The organism is Enterobacter bugandensis (assembly GCF_900324475.1).
Lineage (GTDB): Bacteria > Pseudomonadota > Gammaproteobacteria > Enterobacterales > Enterobacteriaceae > Enterobacter > Enterobacter bugandensis.
Genome location: NZ_LT992502.1, coordinates 3,957,180 through 3,974,656 on the forward strand (window position 1 = coordinate 3,957,180; position 17,477 = coordinate 3,974,656).

A 17,477-nucleotide genomic window follows, 5' to 3' on the forward strand; every position below is an offset into this window, starting at 1 on the left:
TTATAAATAAAAAACAATCGCAGAAAAGTCACTTCGCTGAACATTAAGACTTTTTGTCATGAAACTTCCCAAACATGCACCAGAAAGTACTTTAATTGCTACAATAAAACCTCGCCGGGAATATAAACAAACTCAAAAAGACATAAATAAAATACATCAATATCAAATAGTTACAAATACAGATTCAATACAAAATAATCACAAAAGACATCTCATTCCAGAATTATCCCAAAACTACCCCTCTGCTTTTCACCATATTTATCCGGCAACATATCAGGTGTACATTACCTTCCACCCAGTTCCCAAAGAGGAGGTTCCATAATTACCTTAAAGTAAGTACCCCATAACGTTACTGCATTCAGATTTAATGTTCTCATTTATGGCCTTTAACGCAGAGTTAAAAGGCGGCCGTGTTATGCAATGGATTCATGATAAACAAATGGCAAATAGATATGGAAAGATCGCTTCGCTTCAATACGTTATTCTTTTATCGCGCCCCAGGATTATTGTTTCTGCTATTTCTGTTTCCTGTTCTCGTTCAGGCAACGGAATCCGTTTATGAGCAACAGATTCAACAGGCACGTAACGGTAATTACACGCCGTTTCTCAATTATCTTCAGCGGTATCAGCAACAGCATGCTCTGACGCCCGAGCAAGTGGCGGACTGGTTACAGGTGGCTGCGTGGGCAGGTCGTAATGACGAGGTGATTCAGCTCTGGCAGCGCTATGGCATTTATATGCCGCTGCCCGCTCGCGGCGTTGCGGCTGTCGCGCAGGCCAGAAGAGATCAAAAAGCGTGGCAGCCTGCCTTATCACTGTGGAATGAGGCGCGTAGCCTTGCGCCACATAATGACGATTATCGTATCGGTTATATCAAAACCCTGGCCGATGCCCGCATGGATACGCTCGCTCTGCAGGAAGCCCGCCAGCTGGTGACGGAGGATCCCTCTCCGGCGCATCTTCAGACGCTTTCGTACGTCTGGTTACGCCAGGGAAAAAGCTGGGATCGGCTTTTAGCGGACACGCGCGCGCTGACCCTCGCGCCGGAGAATAACGCGCTCCTTAGCGAGCTGACTGACGCGCTAACGGATAACCGGGTGAGTACTCCCGCGCTGATGCTGTCACAAAGGGTAACGCTGCCCCCCGCGCAGCGCCGCCGTCTGGAGCTTAATGCCGCCGCAGAATGGGTTCGCCTTGCCGACGTGCCTGGCAGAACGGAAAAGGAGCGCCTGCAGCTGGCGCAAACGGCACTGAATCGTTACGACGCCCTGCTCTCACGCTGGCAACACGAACCGCAGGCAGCGGAAGACATCATCCTCGCCCGTATCGACAGGCTGGGTGCGCTGTACGCGCATGGCGATTACCCGCAGGTCATCCGTGAATATCAGGCGCTGACGGAGGCGCAGCATCCGGTGCCGGGCTGGGCGATCGGCTGGGCGATCTCCGCGTATCTACAAGAGAAAAACGCCACTGCCGCCTTCTCGCTGCTGCAACGCTATCCGCAATACGCCGCCGATCCGCAGGACGAGGAGCATGCGCTTTTCTACGCCTGGCTGGACACGGGGCAGTATCAGGCCGCTCGCCAGTACGTTGAGCGCCAGACCCGCAGCGTTCCGTGGACCCGCTACGATTTCGGCTCGCCCACTCCGCAGCCCAACGATCGGTGGCTTACCGGGCAGTCGCTCAAATTTAACTATTTGCTCTCAACTAACGCCCTGCCGGATGCGGAGAAGCTGGCGCACCGTCTGGCCACAACGGCGCCGGGCAATCAGGGGCTGCAGATTGACTATGCCACCCTGCTTCAGGCGCGGGGCCAGCCGCGCGCGGCCGAGCAAACGTTAAAAAGGGCGGAGGCGCTGGAGCCATCTAATCTGGAGCTGGAACAGCAGCAGGCTTACGTCGCCATGGATCTGCAGGAGTGGCGCCAGATGGATTTACTGGCCGACGACGTGCTTGCCCGCGCGCCCGTTGCTCGCAGCGCCAGGCGTCTGGACAGGCTCAGAACGGTGCATCACATGTCCGAGCTGCGCCTTAACGCGAGCAAGGGCTTGCACTCCGATAACCCCATCAGCGGGACGCACGACCTGAACGGGGATGCCACGCTCTATGGTCCACCGGTAGCGGATAGCTGGCGGCTGTTGCGGTACCCGCTATGCGCAGGGTAATTTCGATGAAGGCAAAGGCACCAGCCGTCACCTCCTGGGCGGCGTCGAGTGGCGTCCTCGCGACCTTCAGCTCGAAGCCGAGGTATCCAGCAACCGCTATCACGGTGAAAACAAGCCGGGTGCTCGCCTCTCAACCACGTACTTTCTCAATGATAACTGGCAGGTCAGCGGCAGCCTTGAACGCTTATCCCGCACCGCGCCGCTACGGGCACTACGCAACGGGATTAGCGCCAACCGGGGTGAAGGCGGGATCCGCTGGTATCAAAACGAGCGCCGTGAGTACCAGTTCAGCGCCGCCGTCAGCCGCTTCTCAGACCATAATCGCCGACAGGAATACACCCTTACGGGTAAGGAGCGTCTCTGGCAGACCCCGACCCTGACGCTGGATCTTGAACCGGGGATCGCCGCCAGTAAAAACAGCCTGCGGGACACGCTCTATTACAACCCGGCGCGGGATCTGTCCGTGACGGCCGCCCTGTCCGTGGACCATGAGATGTACCGCCATTACGGCACCCTCTGGAGCCAGCAGTTGGTGGCGGGAGGCGGCAGCTACTGGCAGAAAAACCAGTCCGTTGGCGCCATCGCCCTGCTGGGCTACGGGCAACGCGTCCAGTGGAATAACGTCATTGATACCGGCGTGATGCTGAACTGGGATAAACGCCCTTACGACGGCAAACGCGAGAGCAACCTCTCCGTCACGCTTGACGCGACTTTACGCTTTTAAGGATGAATATGCTGAACACACGTTTTTCCGTGAGCCTGATCCTCATCGGCTGGCTCTGCCTCAGCGCGAGCGTCTGGGCGCAGGCGATCTCGTTCGTTGCGCCCAGCGAGCGGCCGCAGCCGGAGGCGAGCAAACCCTGGCCGCAGAACCAGTTTCTGGTGCTGGCCTACCACGACGTCGAAGACGATGCCGCCGATCAGCGCTACCTCTCCGTGCGCACCAGCGCGCTAAACGAGCAGATTAGCTGGCTTCTGCACAACGGCTATCACGCCATCAGCGTGCAGGACATTCTGGACGCGCATGACGGCAAAAAATCGCTGCCGCCGAAAGCCGTTCTGCTCAGCTTTGACGACGGCTACAGCAGCTTCTACACCCGCGTCTGGCCGCTGCTTAAGGCCTGGAACGTGCCTGCGCTCTGGGCGCCGGTGGGCAGTTGGGTGGATACGCCAGCAAACCAGAAGGTGAACTTTGGCGGCCTGATGACGCCCCGGGATCGCTTCGCGACCTGGGACATGGTGCACGAGCTCAGCCAGTCTCCGCTGGTTGAGATCGGATCGCATACCTGGGCCTCGCATTACGGCATCGTCGCCAACCCGCAGGGCAGCCGCGAACCGGCCATCGCCAACCGCTTTTATGATAAAGCGACGGGGCGCTATGAAACTGACCAGCAGTTCAGCCAGCGGATCGGCGATGACGTCCGTAAGGTGACGGAGAAAATCGCGCAGGTGACGGGCAAAGCGCCGCGCGCCTGGGTCTGGCCTTACGGTGCCGCCAGCGGTACGTCGCTCGCCATCGCCAGGCAGCAGGGCTACCGGCTGGCCTTTACCCTGGAGGACGGGCTGGGTGACGTGCGCAATCTCGGTAGCATTCCCCGTTTGCTGATCGCCGGCAACCCCTCGCTCAAAGCGTTTGCCAGTTCGGTCAGCCGGGTTCAGGAGCACGATCCCGTGCGCGTGATGCACGTCGATCTCGACTACGTTTACGATCCCGATCCGGCTCAGCAGACCCAAAACATCAACAGGCTGATCCAGCGGGTCTACGACATGAAAATCAGCCACGTCTTCCTGCAGGCGTTTGCCGACCCGCAGGGCGATGGCAGGATCAGGGCGCTCTATTTCCCCAACCGCCGGCTTCCGGTCCGGGCCGATCTCTTTAACTTCGTATCCTGGCAGCTGCAAACCCGCGCGGGGGTGAAGGTCTACGCGTGGATGCCGGTGCTCTCGTTCGATCTCGATCCTGCCCTGCCGCGCGTGCAGCGCCGGGACGATCGAACCGGCCAGCTGCGCGAGGCCAATGAGCCCTACATCAGGCTTTCACCGTGGGACCCGCAGGTTCGCCTGCAGGTGACGGAAATCTATGAAGATCTGGCCCGCCATGCCAGCTTCAACGGGATCCTGTTCCATGACGATGCGGTACTGACGGACGTTGACGCTGCCGGGCAGGACACGACGCGCCAGAAAAGCCGAAGGCTTATCGGATTTACCCGCGCTCTGAGCCAGGCGGTGAAGCACATCCGCGGCCCGCAGATAAAAACCGCGCGCAATATGTTCGTCCTTCCCATTCTGCAGCCCGAAAGCGAAGCGTGGTTTGCGCAGAATCTCGATGATTTTCTGGCGGCCTATGACTGGACGGTGCCGATGGCCATGCCGCTGATGGAGTCCGTTCCGGCGAACGAGAGCAATGCCTGGCTGACGCGTTTGATCAAGGCCGTCGCCGCGCGGCCCGGCGCGCTGGATAAAACCATTTTCGAGCTGCAGGCCAGAGACTGGGAGCAGAAGCCGCAGCGCGCCGTCTCCGACAGTCAGCTTGCGGCGTGGATGCGCGTCCTCCAGCTGAACGGCATCAAAAACTACGGCTACTACCCTGACGATTTCATCAATAACCAGCCTGATATCTCGCGCATCAGGCCCGTCTTTTCTTCCTACTGGTACCCTGACAATGACTGATCGCATAATCGCCTTTTCAATTTTGTGTCTGGTATTCGGGCTGCCGTTAGGAGTGGCCGCCCTCTTTACCGGCGAGCTGATTCTGGATTTTGTCTTCTTCTGGCCGCTGTTTATGTCCGTGCTCTGGGTTACCGGCGGCCTCTATTTCTGGTTTCAGCTTGAACGCCGCTGGTCGTGGGATAAAGACACGCCCGCCCCGACGCTCGCCGGCGAGCCGCTCATCTCTATTCTGATCCCCTGCTTCAATGAGGAAAGAAACGCCAGAGAGACCATCAGCGCCGCGCTGGCTCAGCGGTACGGGAATATCGAAGTGATCGCCATCAACGACGGCTCGTCTGATAACACCGCGCAGGTGCTGCAGCAGTTGGCGCTGGAGCAGCCGCGCCTGCGGGTGATTAACCTCGCGGAGAACCAGGGAAAAGCCGTGGCGCTCAAAGCCGGGGCGGCGGCGGCCCGGGGCGATCTGCTGGTCTGCATTGACGGCGACGCCCTGCTCGACCGCGACACCGCGGCCTATCTGGTCGCGCCGCTGATTCAGTATCCCCACGTCGGGGCGGTTACCGGGAACCCGCGCATTCGCACGCGCTCCACGCTGATTGGCCGCATTCAGGTTGGCGAGTTTTCGTCCATCATTGGGCTCATCAAGCGGACGCAGCGGATCTATGGCCGGGTCTTTACCGTCTCCGGCGTCATCGCCGCCTTTCGCCGACAGGCGCTGGCGGACGTCGGGTACTGGAGCCCGGACATGATCACCGAAGACATCGACATCAGTTGGAAGCTCCAGCTGCGCCACTGGGATATCTTTTTCGAGCCGCGGGCGCTGTGCTGGATCCTGATGCCGGAGACGCTGAAGGGCCTGTGGAAGCAGCGTCTGCGCTGGGCACAGGGCGGCGCGGAGGTATTTCTGGTGAACCTGCGCAAGATGGTGCGCTGGGAGCATCACCGTATGTGGCCCCTGTTTCTGGAGTACGCGCTATCAACGCTGTGGGCCTTCGCGTATGCGATAACGGTGCTGCTGTACATCATCAGCCACGTCGCGCCCATTCCCGCCAGGCTGACCGTTGAAACCCTGTTTCCCCCGGCGTTTACCGGGCTGCTGCTGGGCGTGATGTGCCTGCTGCAGTTCCTGGTCAGCTTGTACATCGAGCGGCGCTATGAGCGCAAGGTGGCAAGCTCGCTTTTCTGGGTGATTTGGTTCCCGATGGTCTACTGGATGATTGGTCTGTTCACCACCCTCGTCGCATTTCCAAAAGTCATGCTTAAACGTCAGCGCGCCCGCGCGCGCTGGATCAGTCCGGACAGGGGAAAAGGAAGCCTTCAATGAATGAAAATACCTTAATTTTGACTGAACATCGGTTGCTGCCACGACTTTTTGATGCCGCGTTAACCGTGGTGGCGTGGGGCGGGTTTCTGTTCTTCCTGTATGCCAGGCTGTGGATGCAGTTAACCGAGGAGAGCGACCACCGGTGGAGCGTGATTATTGCCTCCTTTAATACGGTGTTGATCTATTTGCTGTTCGCCGCGCTCAACGGCTGGCTGCTGATTTTGTGGTATCAGTACAACCGCCGCCGCGCGAACGTAAGACGACGTCAGCCGGGCTTGTTGCATCATGACGAACTTGCCCGCAGCTTTAACGTCTCACCGCAGCTCATCTCGGAGATGAGCCAGCACAACCTGCTGACGGTTTATCATGACCAGATTGGACGCATCATCGAACTGAAAACCAGCGCGCAGCAGGACGAGGAAGCGCAGTAACAAAAAGCCCCCACAGAGAATACCCTGCGGGGGCTTTTTTAGCGCAGATGCACGTTACTTATCCTTCAGTACAATCAGCGGCTCGATATCGCTCTCTTTTTTCACCACCAGCGAGTCATCACCGCGCAGGCAGGTCCCACCGTAGTTCCCGCCCACGGTAAAGGTACAGACCTGAATGTACTTGCCGTCGACGTTTGGCAGGCACCAGAGCTGCTGGTAGATATTTTTGCGGTCAACAAACTTGCCGCTGGATTTATCCAGCAGTTCGTCCTGGGCGCTGATGAGATCGATATTGCTGCCGCAGCGTCCGGCAATCGGCTTGACGGCGTATCCGGTCTGCTTCAGCAGGTCGTTCACCTCAAAATCGGTGTCGAGCAGGTAACGGTGGTTCGGGAACAGTTGCCACAGTACCGGAAGAATCGCCTTGTTGCCGGGAATAACGGTCCACAGCGGTTCAAAGACCAGCACTTCCGGGCGCAGCAGAACATCAATCAGGCGCACTTCGCCCTCAGGATGCCCGGTGCGGATCGGCACGGCGGCGTATTCGGTTTCGCTGACCTCGCGGATCTGCTCTATCGCCGTCTCCCACGCCCAGGTTTTCCACACGCAGTTGACGTGGCGACCCTCGTCGTCAATCAGCTGCCCGGCAGCATCCCAGCTCAGGGCGCCAAGCCCGTGCAGAATTTTGGTTTCAAATCCGGCCTGCAGCAGAGAACGCTGGATAAAGAGCGCGTGATAGTCCTCTTCGACATCGTTGTCCTGCATGATGTGGACGAACGGCCGGGCGTGGCTGTGCTTCCATGCGCCGGTCAGCTCTTCCAGCAGGCCTTCCGCCGGGTTGTGCCCGCTGCCGCGATAGCCGTTTTTGACCCACTCTTCGAGGATCAACCCGCCTTCTGTGTGACAAGACGCGGAGTCGGCATTGTACTCGTAGACCTTAATCCCGCGCTCATCCATGCAGAAATCCATACGACCGGTGATCATATGGTGGCGACGCCACTGCCAGGAGAGGCGCAGGCGCGGCCAGAGGATTTTCGGGATGTCGAACAGCGCCAGCAGATTGTCGTCTTTCAGCACCTTGTCCGTCGCGTGCAGGTACATCAGGTGCAGTTCGTTGGTGGCCTTGATCAGCTCCTGCTCGGCGCTTTCGGTAATGGTGAAGTACTGGCAGGGATCTTTGTTGATCACATGGCCGTTGGCGCGGATATATGCCTGCTGCAGCGCGTCATTTTCGTTCAGCCATTTTCCGTCGAACTGACGTTTGTTTTTCAGCCGCGCGCCGCGGATTTTCAGCAGTTCACCGTCCGGTTCAGGCTGGGTAATGCTGTGCTCCGTGTCGTCCGTCTGGATCATCCAGCCGAGAATTTCGGTATCGCTGAAGGTGTCATGAAGGGTATAGCAGCCATTCTCCACGCTCAGACGCAGTTCGCGCGTCCACTGCTGCCCAAGCGGCAGCGGGGAGTGAATCACGTTCTGCTCCGCAATACGCACCTTATCGTCCAGAAGCTGGGTAATCACCGCAACGTGGCCGGTCTCGTGAAACTCGCCGCCTTTTTGCCAGATCAGCAGCGCCCCGGCGCGCGGTGCGCGCTTCGAGCCGTTGGCAAAAGCCTGAAGGGGCAGAATGTTATCGTTCACCACCTGGCGTAAAAAGCGCAGGGAGAAGATTTCCCACGCCATGCCGACGTCGGTAAACACGAAGCCATAGTTGAGGAACAGGAAACGGCGGGCAAACTCAACGCACTGCCACTTGTGGCCCATGTATTCGTTGCCGATATAGCTGCGGAAATCCGCGTCTTCCGGGTATTTTCGCGGATCCAGACTGCCGTAATTTGATGAGTAAATCGCCACGCCACCCGGCGCATAGCCTAACAACGTCCCGAATGGCGCATCACTGCTTAACTTTCCTTTACGCATGTATCCAACCTAAAACAGGCAGGCGGCAATTTTTTATGGGTTGTCGTCGTCTGCACGTTGTAATTAACCTGACAGAGGAGCGTTTATCATACACCTGCGCGACGCGTGAATAACATTTAAAACAGCCAGCATGCCGCGAAATGCCCTGGCGCAATCTCCTGCATCGCAGGCTCCTGCGTCTGGCAAACCGGCATGGCGTGCGGGCAGCGGCTGCAGAACTTACAGCCCGGCAGCGCGGACGTGGGGCCTGGAATGTCGCCGCGCAGGGTGGCGTCTTCGAGATTGCGGATGCGCGGATCGGGCTGGGGAACCGCCGCCAGCAGCGCGCGGGTGTAAGGGTGTGCCGGGCGCTGATACAGTTCATTCGCCGGGGCCACCTCTACCAGTTTGCCGAGATACATCACCCCAATGCGGCTGGAGATATGGCGCACCATCGAGAGATCGTGGGCGATAAACAGATAGGTTAGCCCCAACTCCTGCTGCAGGTCCTGCAAAATATTCACCACCTGCGCCTGCACCGATACGTCCAGCGCCGAGAGCGGCTCATCGCACAGCACAAATTCAGGATGCACAGACAACGCGCGGGCAATACTGATGCGCTGACGCTGCCCGCCGCTGAACTCATGCGGGAACCGTTCAAGATGTTCGTGCTTCAGCCCCACTTTGTAGAGCAGCGTTTCCGTACGTTCTCGCTGTTCTTCGCGGCTGTAGCCGTGGATCTGCATCGGTTCGGCCACCAGCTGTCGCACCGTCATACCGGGGTTGAGCGAGGAGTAAGGATCCTGAAAAATTGCCTGCATCCGCTTACGCAGCGGCTTGAGCTCTCTTTCGCGGGCGTGGGCGATTGCCTGTCCGGCAAAGTGGATCTCGCCAGAGGTAATATCGAAAAGGCGCAGTATGGCGCGCCCGAGGGTGGATTTTCCGCAGCCGGACTCCCCCACCAGGCCAAACGTCTCGCCGGGCTGGATATCAAAGCTCACGCCATCAACCGCCTTCACGGCCACGCCTTTACGCAGCAAACCGCCGTTGAGCGGATAGTGCTTGCGCAGATCGCGCACGCTCACTAATGGCGCCTGTTGTTCACTCATGCCTGAATCTCCTCGGCCCATAGCCAGCAGGCGGCGCGATGGCCCTCTCCGGCGGTGTAAAATGCGGGTTGCCGTTCACACTGGGGCATGCGCTTCGGGCAGCGTTCCGCAAATGGACAGCCCGGCGGCGGGTTAAGCAGGCCAGGCGGCGAACCTTCAATGGGCGATAAACGTTGATTCACCTCATCCGGGCGCGGCAGCGAGGCCAGCAGACCCTGGGTGTAAGGATGCGCAGGGCGATAAAAAATGTCCTCCACGCTCCCCTCCTCCATCACCAGCCCGCCGTACATCACCACCACGCGGCTGCAGACCTGCGCCACCACGCCGAGATCGTGGGTGATCAGCAAAATCGCGGTTCGGGTCTGCTGTTGCAGACTTTTCAGCAGGCGCAGGATCTGCGCCTGAATGGTCACGTCCAGCGCGGTGGTCGGCTCATCGGCAATAAGAAGCTTCGGATTGCAGGAGAGCGCAATAGCGATCATCACCCGCTGGCGCATCCCGCCGCTGAACTCGTGGGGATACTGGTCGTATCGGCGTTCCGCTTCAGCAATGCCCACCTGATCCAGCATGGCTATTGCTGCCGCTTTGGCCGCTTTTTTCGACAGTTTTTTATTTCGCACCAGGATCTCAGACATCTGCTTGCCGATAGTGAGCACCGGGTTCAGGGCGGTCATCGGATCCTGAAAAATCATCGCGATCTCGTTGCCGCGAATGGCACGCATCTGCGCGGGCGTTTTCTGCGCCAGGTCCTCATTCTGGAAGCGAATGCTGCCGCCGGTTATCCGTCCGTTGCTCCCCAGAAGCTGGATAATCGACTTACAGGTGACGCTTTTCCCGCAGCCCGACTCGCCGACGATACCGACGAGTTCCCCCGGCTGAACCTGAAAGCTCACGCCACGCACCGCGTGAACCTCGCCCTCGCGGGTGCGGAACGTGGTTTGCAGGTTCTCAAGCGCTAATAAGTTACTCATCGCGATTTGCTCCCGGCTCAAAGGCGGTACGGAACACATCGCCCAGCACGTTAAAGCTGAACACCGTCAGCAGGATCAGAATGCCGGGGAACATCGCCAGCCACGACGCTTCGCCAATATAAGACTGGGCGTTGTTAAGCATGCTTCCCCATGATGCCGCCGGTGCCTGCACGCCCAGCCCTAAGAAGCTGAGCGTAGACTCCATCAGAATGGCCGAGGCGATATTCAGCGTGGCCGCCACGATAATGGTCGGCAGCACGCCGGGAATGATGTGGCGCACGATAATACGCAGCGGATGCGCTCCCGACGCGCGGGCATAAAGCACGTACTCGCGCTCTTTCACCGATAGGGTTTCAGCACGCACCAGACGCGACATGTTCATCCACGTCAGCAGGCTGATAATCAGAATGATGTTATCCACGCCCGGCTTGAGGTAAGCATTCACCACCAGCAGCAGGAAGAAGGCCGGAATGGCCATCAGGATATCCACGGCGCGCATCATCAGGTTATCCAGCCAGCCGCCAAAATAGCCGCTCACCGTTCCTACCACCGTGCCGATAAGCGTGGAAAAGAGCATGGCAAGAAAACCGACCATCAGGGAGATCTGGCCGCCGTACAGCGCGCGGGTAAAGTAGTCGCGCCCGTATTCGTCGGTGCCGAACCAGTGCGCGGCATCCGGCGGCAACGTGCGCGCGCCGAGCGCCATCCGATCTGGATCGTACGGACTTAACCCCGCACAGAGCGCGGCGACAACGAAAATAAAAAGCACAAACAGGGAGAACTGCGCCGGACGGTTGCGGCGCAGCTGGTGACGAACCTGCTGCCAGCGTCTGCTCATCCGGTTACCTCAGCGTACGAATGCGGGGATCGGCGAAGCGATAAAGCACGTCGGCGATCAGGTTACCGACGATCAGCATTATCGACGAGAGCATGATGATCGCCATAATCAGCGGGTAGTCCAGCGAGGCGATCGACTGGATCCCGAGCAGCCCCATCCCCGGCCAGGAGAAGACGCTCTCGGTCACATAAGCTCCTACAATCAGCTCACCGAACGACAGGCCGAACAGGGTAATCACCGGCAGCAAGACGTTTTTCAGCACGTGGCGGAACAGAATACTGAAATGCGTGGCGCCGTAGGCAAGCTGGGTCTGTACGTAGTCGGCGGAGAGCTGCGAGATGGTGTTAGAGCGGATGTAGCGCACGTAGCTGGAGAGGTTATAGAACGTGAGCGCAATACACGGCAGCACGCCGTGGCGCAGCAGATCCAGCCCGTTATCCTCCATGCCGATGGTGCGCATCCCCATGCTGGGGAACCAGTTAAGCTGCACGGCAAAAACGGTGATGAGCAAAATGCCGAACCAGAAAATCGGTACCGAGATGCCGATATAGGCAAACAGGTTCAGCAGGTGATCCAGCCAGCGGTGCTTAAATGCCCCCGCCAGCAGCCCCAGCGGGATCGCCAGCACGATAGCCATCAGCAGCGACGCCCCCATCAGCCCCAGCGTGGCCGGAATGCGTTCGCCGATCATCTCCAGCACCGGGCGGTGGTAAATCAACGAATAGCCGAGATCGCCCTGCAGGACGCTTTTCAGCCACAGGACGTACTGCGTGACCAGCGGCTTATCCAGTCCCAGGCTCTGGCGAATGCGCTCAATATCTTCCGGCGCCATACGCGGCGTGATGTACGCGGCCACGGGGTCGCCGGGCGCGAGCTTGACCAGCAAAAACGCCACCAGCGAAATAAAGAAAAGCATCGGCAGCAGCTGCAGCAGCCGACGCGTGAGGAGTGTGTTCACGACGTGCCCTTAAAAGGCCCCGATCTTACGACCGGGGCAACAGCCTATTTTTGATAAATTTTTGACAGATCCTGGAACAGATAAACCGGCTTCGGCTCCGCTTCCTTCGTGCCGCCGAAGCGTTTATCCACGGCGACGGTCGCATTGGTGTAGGCGATCGGGTAGTAGGTCATCTCGTTCGCCACGGTCTGCTGAATTTGTTTGTAGATATCGGCACGTTTCGCGGCGTCGGTTTCCACCGCACCTTTATCCCACAGGGCATCAAACTGCGGATTTTTGTAGTGCGCGTAGTTATAGGCTTCGTTGCTCATGAATAGCGATTTGTAACCGTCCGGCTCTGATCCCATAATGTAGCCGCCCAGGTTCAGCTCCCACGCGGTGTTGTTCATATCAAGACTGCGCTGAGACATGGCGTTGGAGTCCAGCGGCATCAGCTCCACGTTCACCCCAATGCCCTTCAGCGCCTGCTGAATGTAGAGCGCCATGCTTTCCTGGGTTTTGTTGGTGTTCACATACGCCAGGCGCAGCTTGAGATTATCCGGCGCGCCGGACGTCTTCAGCAGGTCTTTGGCTTTTTGCAGATCGAATTTGTACTGTTCAACGTCATCCGTCTTGTAAAGCGTATCTGGCGTCAGGAACGAGGTTGCCGGTTTAGCGTAGTCCAGCGAGGTAAACGCGGTCTGGGTTAGCTCGTCTTTGTTGATGGCGTACGCGATGGCCTGACGCAGCGCTTTGCTCTTCATCACCGCCACGTTCTGGTTGAACGTCATATAGGCCAGACGGCCTTCCGGATAGACCACGAAGTCAAATTTCCCGGTATTTTTCAGGCGGTTCACATCCTGCGGGTCAACCATCTTGAGGTTGATTTCACCGTTTTGCAGCGCCAGGTTGGCGGCGTTGCTGTCTTTGGCGAAACGGTAGGTGACGGAATCAAGCTTCGGTTTGCCGTTCCAGTAATCGTCGAAGCGCGTAAGGGCGTAATACTGACCGGCGCGATACTCTTTAAATTTGAACGGCCCGGAACCGACCGGCGCATCGTTTTTGGTGCTCTTTTCCAGGTCGCCTTCACCGGCGAACACGTGCTGCGGGATCGGGTAGATCTGCACCAGGGTACCGGTAAAGGCCGCGCTGACCTGCGGTAAGGTGAACTTAACGGTGCGCTCATCAATCTTGCTCACTTCAACAGGCTTGCCGCCGTAGGTAAACATGCTGCGGAAGAAGCTGTGCTGTTTGGCATCCAGCAGCTTATTGAAGGTGAAGACCACGTCGTCCGCCGTCAGCGGCTGGCCGTCCTGCCATTTCAGGTTCGGTTTTAACGTCAGAGTGTAGCTCAGGTTGTCGGCAGAAGGCGTCAGGCTTTCCGCCAGGCCCCACTCAATGTTGCCGTTATTAAAGCTGTACAGCGGGGCATAAAGCGCCTGCATGATGGTTAATGTTGTGCGGTCGCTGGCGTAGAGCGGATTAACGGCTAACGGGTCGCCGGAGGTAATCCCGATAATGAGCGAACCGCCCTCTTTTGGCGCGTCGCTTTTTGCCGCCGCGGCCGAATTTGTCTCTTTATTTTTCGCATCATCACAGCCCGCCAGGCCTAACGCGAGCGAAACGACCACTGCCGATAACAGAAGCTTGCGCATCTCACTAACTCCTTGCCTTATAAAGTGTTTATTACTGCATCTTTTATTTATGTTGAAGCATCATATTCAGCTTTAGTGGTTTACGCATTAATTATGAAAATGCGATTTTCGATTAAGCTTATGCCGGATTTGATATATATAAGCAGCAGAAGGAATAGCGGTTAATTGCTTGCGCTCACAACGTTAAACGCTTCACAAATCTCCTGCTACACTGCCTCAACACATCACTAAAAAGGCAGGCCAACATGTCAGACAACACGTATCAGCCACCAAAAGTATGGGAATGGAAAAAGAACGGCGGCGGCGCGTTCGCCAACATCAACCGTCCAATTTCCGGCGCAACGCATGAGAAGGATTTGCCCGTAGGCTCTCACCCGCTGCAGCTCTACTCGCTGGGCACACCGAACGGCCAGAAGGTGACGATCATGCTCGAAGAGCTATTGGCACTGGGCGTGACGGGCGCGGAATACGATGCGTGGTTGATCCGCATCGGCGAGGGCGACCAGTTCTCCAGCGGGTTTGTAGACGTGAACCCGAACTCGAAAATCCCGGCGCTGCGTGACCACTCCACGAACCCGCCAACGCGCGTATTTGAATCCGGCAATATCCTGCTCTATCTGGCGGAGAAATTCGGCCACTTCCTGCCGAAAGATCCGGCGGGACGCACCGAGACGCTGAACTGGCTGTTTTGGCTCCAGGGCGCGGCACCGTTCCTCGGCGGCGGCTTTGGCCACTTCTACAACTATGCGCCGGTAAAAATCGAGTACGCGATTGACCGCTTCACCATGGAAGCTAAGCGCCTGTTCGACGTGCTGGATAAACAGCTGGCGCGCGGTCGCTACGTGGCGGGTGAGGAGTACACCATCGCGGATATGGCGATCTGGCCTTGGTTCGGCTGCGTGGCGCTGGGCAGCGTCTATAACGCCGCCGAGTTCCTGGACGCGGAGAAGTACACCAACGTCCAGCGCTGGGCGAAAGACGTGGCGAATCGCCATGCGGTTAAGCGCGGACGTATCGTTAACCGCACCAGCGGCGAGCTGAACGAGCAGCTCCACGAACGCCACGCGGCGAGCGACTTCGATACCAATACGGAAGACAAGCGTCAGGCGTAACGTTTCGCCGGGCGGCTCCCCGCCCGGCAGCCGCGATCCTTGCCCAGGGCATGATTAGCCTAAAGGTTGAGTGGCTATTGCTGGCACTATCTGGACGTTTTTCTCACCTCAGAATGAGAAACGCCGTATCAACTGACAGCAGTCACAAAGGATCTGTTATGAGACTTATTAAAACAACGCTGGTTATCAGCGCCCTCATTTTTTCCACCTCTGGAATGGCCATCGACAAAACCGCCGCCGGCGCGGTAGCAGGTGCTGCTATTGGCGCAGCCACGGGCAAAGATCTGAAATCAACCGTGGGTGGTGCCGTGGTTGGCGCAGGCACGGGTGCAATGTTCAAAAACGGCGAAAAAGGCAAAGACGCACGTAAGGGCGGTGCCGTGGGTGCCGTCGTTGGCGCGGGCGCGGCTGCGGTGACGGGCAATAGCGTGCTGAAAGGCGCGGCCGTGGGTGCCGGCACGGGCGCGCTGATTGGTGAAGCGACGCACTGATAGGGTGTTCTACCTTGTGAACCGATATGAATAATAAACCCAGCGATCGCGCTGGGTTTTTTGTGTTGTCGGAATCAGATACGCGCACGTTCGAACAGCCGACGCGCGGCTGGCGTTAACCCTGTCATATGAATGCAGGCGTGCACCATGCCCGGCAGCCGTTCGCAGCGTACTGGTACCCCCGCCTCGTCAAGCCGCCGCGCATACACTTCAGCCTCATCGCGCAGGGGATCGTATTCACAGCTCAGGATGGTTGCTGGCGGTAACCCCCTCAGCGAGGCCATATGCAGCGGTTCGGCATAGGGATGACGACGTTCTCCCAGATAGTTTTCCCAGCAAAACGCCATCGCATCACGCGTTAAAAAATAACCTTCAGCAAATTCACAATAGCTTTCGGTTGACATCTCGCGACTTAACGCCGGGTAGAGCAGCAACTGATGCTCTATATGAGGTCCGCCGCGATCCCGGGCCAGCAGCGTTGCCGCGGCAGCAAGATTCCCGCCTGCACTGTCACCGGCCACCGCCAGACGGGTCGCATCTATCCCCAGAGCCACGGCCTGTTCACTGGCCCAGCACAGTGCCTGATAAACATCTTCTAACGGCCTTGGGAAGGGGAACTCCGGCGCCAGACGGTAATCCACGGAGAGTATTTTCCGGCCAGTAGCATTAGCCAGTGCCTGACAGGGCCGATCGTACAGCGACAGCGACCCCAGACACCATCCACCGCCGTGAGCAAACAGCATTGCAGGCTGCGCGATATCTGCGTTTGAGGCTGCAGGCGTATACGCGCGAAGACCAATAGCGTAACCATCATCAGCGATAACAACGTAATATTGAATGCCGCCACCTGCTTCCTCCTCACCCTGTAGCCGCAACAAACCCACGTCGGTGGCGGCACGCAGGTCGGCTAGTGATGCCGGCTGTGTCGCGCCCGATGATGCAGCCAGAAAGTCAGCAATGTGTTTATCAAGCGGCACGATCGGTGTCCTCTGAGAGAAAGGGTACAATCAGCCCAATAAACGCCTCATAGCACTCTTCGGTAATAAAATGCCCGCAGTCAGCCACCGTCTCGCCCCGTAGATCCAGGGCATTACCCTGCAGGGTCGTCAGCGGCGCATCGCGCGTCGCATGTTCCGCTCCCACCGTCAGTACCGGCATGGTTAAAGGCGTTTGCGCGCGGAGTTGGTTTTGCCTGATGGTTTCCGGGATCGCACGATAATAGTCAAAGCCTGCACGCAGTCCTCCCGGTGTCGAATAGGCGTCGATATACACCTGAGCAGCCACCCGCTCGCGGCGATGTGCCCAGCGGTCGAAAATAAAGCTGAGATAGTGTGATTCACGCCCGCAGGTCAGGGTTTCGGGTAAATCCGCCAGCTGATTAAACATGAAGTGCCAAAGAAAAATGTTCTCTTCCGGTGCGACGAAAATCGGCGGCGGAGGAGCCAGGCCAGGGATAACCGCTTCGGTCAGCACAAGACGCTCCACCGCATCAGGAAAATCGCTTGCCATGGCGTAACCAACCCACATGCCAATATCGTGGCCCACTATGCGGTACTGTGAATGCCCCAGTTGCGCCATCAGTGTATGCAGGATGGCGCCAACGCGTCCGGTGTCATAGCCGTCGCGCGGTTTATCAGAATTCCCGATGCCGGGTGGATCAACCGCTATCGCCTGAAACCCCGCCTGCGCCAGCGCCTGCATGACGTAGCGCCACGTATACCAGGTTTGAGGCCAACCGGGTATCAGCAGGACCGGATGACCTTTGCCCGCTACGACGCAATGAATGCGTTGTCCATCCACTTTCGTATAGACATGTTCTGCCCTGAGATCCTGGTTCAGGATCCCATCATATTGTTGTTCCATAAGAATTCCCTGTGA

14 protein-coding genes and 1 pseudogene are annotated in these 17,477 nt (G+C 58.0%); 7 read left to right on the forward strand and 8 right to left on the reverse strand.

Annotation, left to right across the window (positions count from 1 at the left end; translation table 11 throughout):
• The first annotated feature begins 58 nt into the window (after positions 1 to 58).
• The 5 genes and pseudogenes from DG357_RS23005 to pgaD all read left to right on the forward strand — a co-directional run bounded on the left by DG357_RS23005 (position 59) and on the right by pgaD (position 6,590).
• The gene (locus DG357_RS23005) at positions 59 to 322 is read left to right on the forward strand and encodes a hypothetical protein (protein ID WP_131701651.1); all 264 of its coding nucleotides are present in this window, start codon (positions 59 to 61) and stop codon (positions 320 to 322) included.
• A 130-nt stretch (positions 323 to 452) separates the two neighbouring features.
• Positions 453 to 2,889, forward strand: a pseudogene (gene pgaA, locus DG357_RS19110) (poly-beta-1,6 N-acetyl-D-glucosamine export porin PgaA).
• Between the two features lie 8 nt (positions 2,890 to 2,897).
• On the forward strand, positions 2,898 to 4,835 hold the full coding sequence (gene pgaB / locus DG357_RS19115) for a poly-beta-1,6-N-acetyl-D-glucosamine N-deacetylase PgaB (RefSeq protein WP_047367405.1): 1,938 nt from the start codon (positions 2,898 to 2,900) through the stop codon (positions 4,833 to 4,835).
• Positions 4,828 to 6,159: a poly-beta-1,6-N-acetyl-D-glucosamine synthase gene (pgaC, locus tag DG357_RS19120; RefSeq protein ID WP_069732704.1), complete on the forward strand. Its 1,332-nt coding sequence runs from the start codon at positions 4,828 to 4,830 to the stop codon at positions 6,157 to 6,159. Before pgaB ends, pgaC begins: the two co-directional genes overlap by 8 nt.
• Complete coding sequence (gene pgaD / locus DG357_RS19125) at positions 6,156 to 6,590, forward strand: poly-beta-1,6-N-acetyl-D-glucosamine biosynthesis protein PgaD (protein ID WP_045260787.1); 435 nt, start codon at positions 6,156 to 6,158, stop codon at positions 6,588 to 6,590. Before pgaC ends, pgaD begins: the two co-directional genes overlap by 4 nt.
• A 54-nt stretch (positions 6,591 to 6,644) precedes the next feature.
• Here pgaD and gss read toward each other — a convergent pair whose 3' ends face one another.
• The 6 genes from gss to DG357_RS19155 all read right to left on the reverse strand — a co-directional run bounded on the left by gss (position 6,645) and on the right by DG357_RS19155 (position 13,996).
• Positions 6,645 to 8,507: a bifunctional glutathionylspermidine amidase/synthase gene (gene gss / locus DG357_RS19130; RefSeq protein ID WP_088204265.1), complete on the reverse strand. Its 1,863-nt coding sequence runs from the start codon at positions 8,505 to 8,507 to the stop codon at positions 6,645 to 6,647.
• 116 nt (positions 8,508 to 8,623) lie between these two features.
• Complete coding sequence (locus DG357_RS19135; protein WP_041908156.1) at positions 8,624 to 9,595, reverse strand: ABC transporter ATP-binding protein; 972 nt, start codon at positions 9,593 to 9,595, stop codon at positions 8,624 to 8,626.
• Positions 9,592 to 10,566, reverse strand: a complete 975-nt coding sequence (locus DG357_RS19140) for an ABC transporter ATP-binding protein (protein ID WP_047367402.1) — start codon at positions 10,564 to 10,566, stop codon at positions 9,592 to 9,594. The genes DG357_RS19135 and DG357_RS19140 overlap by 4 nt, the downstream gene beginning before the upstream one ends.
• Entirely contained in the window at positions 10,559 to 11,404 is an 846-nt protein-coding gene (locus tag DG357_RS19145; protein ID WP_028014404.1) for an ABC transporter permease, read from the reverse strand. Before DG357_RS19145 ends, DG357_RS19140 begins: the two co-directional genes overlap by 8 nt.
• Before the next feature lie 4 nt (positions 11,405 to 11,408).
• Positions 11,409 to 12,362, reverse strand: coding sequence for an ABC transporter permease (locus tag DG357_RS19150; protein ID WP_088204266.1), 954 nt, complete (start codon positions 12,360 to 12,362; stop codon positions 11,409 to 11,411).
• Between the two features lie 44 nt (positions 12,363 to 12,406).
• Positions 12,407 to 13,996 carry an ABC transporter substrate-binding protein gene (locus DG357_RS19155; RefSeq protein ID WP_088204267.1) on the reverse strand — a complete coding sequence of 530 codons (1,590 nt, stop codon included), beginning with the start codon at positions 13,994 to 13,996 and terminating at the stop codon, positions 12,407 to 12,409.
• 245 nt (positions 13,997 to 14,241) lie between these two features.
• Here DG357_RS19155 and yghU point away from each other — a divergent pair, with 245 nt between their 5' ends.
• Together yghU and DG357_RS19165 are read left to right on the forward strand one after the other, a co-directional pair.
• Positions 14,242 to 15,108: a glutathione-dependent disulfide-bond oxidoreductase gene (yghU, locus tag DG357_RS19160; protein ID WP_028014407.1), complete on the forward strand. Its 867-nt coding sequence runs from the start codon at positions 14,242 to 14,244 to the stop codon at positions 15,106 to 15,108.
• 158 nt (positions 15,109 to 15,266) lie between these two features.
• Positions 15,267 to 15,599, forward strand: coding sequence for a YMGG-like glycine zipper-containing protein (locus tag DG357_RS19165; RefSeq protein ID WP_028014408.1), 333 nt, complete (start codon positions 15,267 to 15,269; stop codon positions 15,597 to 15,599).
• Positions 15,600 to 15,673: 74 nt separating this feature from the next.
• On the opposite strand, the gene DG357_RS19170 is transcribed toward DG357_RS19165, so the two are convergent.
• Together DG357_RS19170 and DG357_RS19175 are read right to left on the reverse strand one after the other, a co-directional pair.
• Positions 15,674 to 16,576 carry an alpha/beta hydrolase gene (locus DG357_RS19170; RefSeq protein WP_088204268.1) on the reverse strand — a complete coding sequence of 301 codons (903 nt, stop codon included), beginning with the start codon at positions 16,574 to 16,576 and terminating at the stop codon, positions 15,674 to 15,676.
• Entirely contained in the window at positions 16,566 to 17,462 is an 897-nt protein-coding gene (locus tag DG357_RS19175; protein WP_088204269.1) for an alpha/beta fold hydrolase, read from the reverse strand. The genes DG357_RS19170 and DG357_RS19175 overlap by 11 nt, the downstream gene beginning before the upstream one ends.
• Positions 17,463 to 17,477 lie beyond the last annotated feature (15 nt).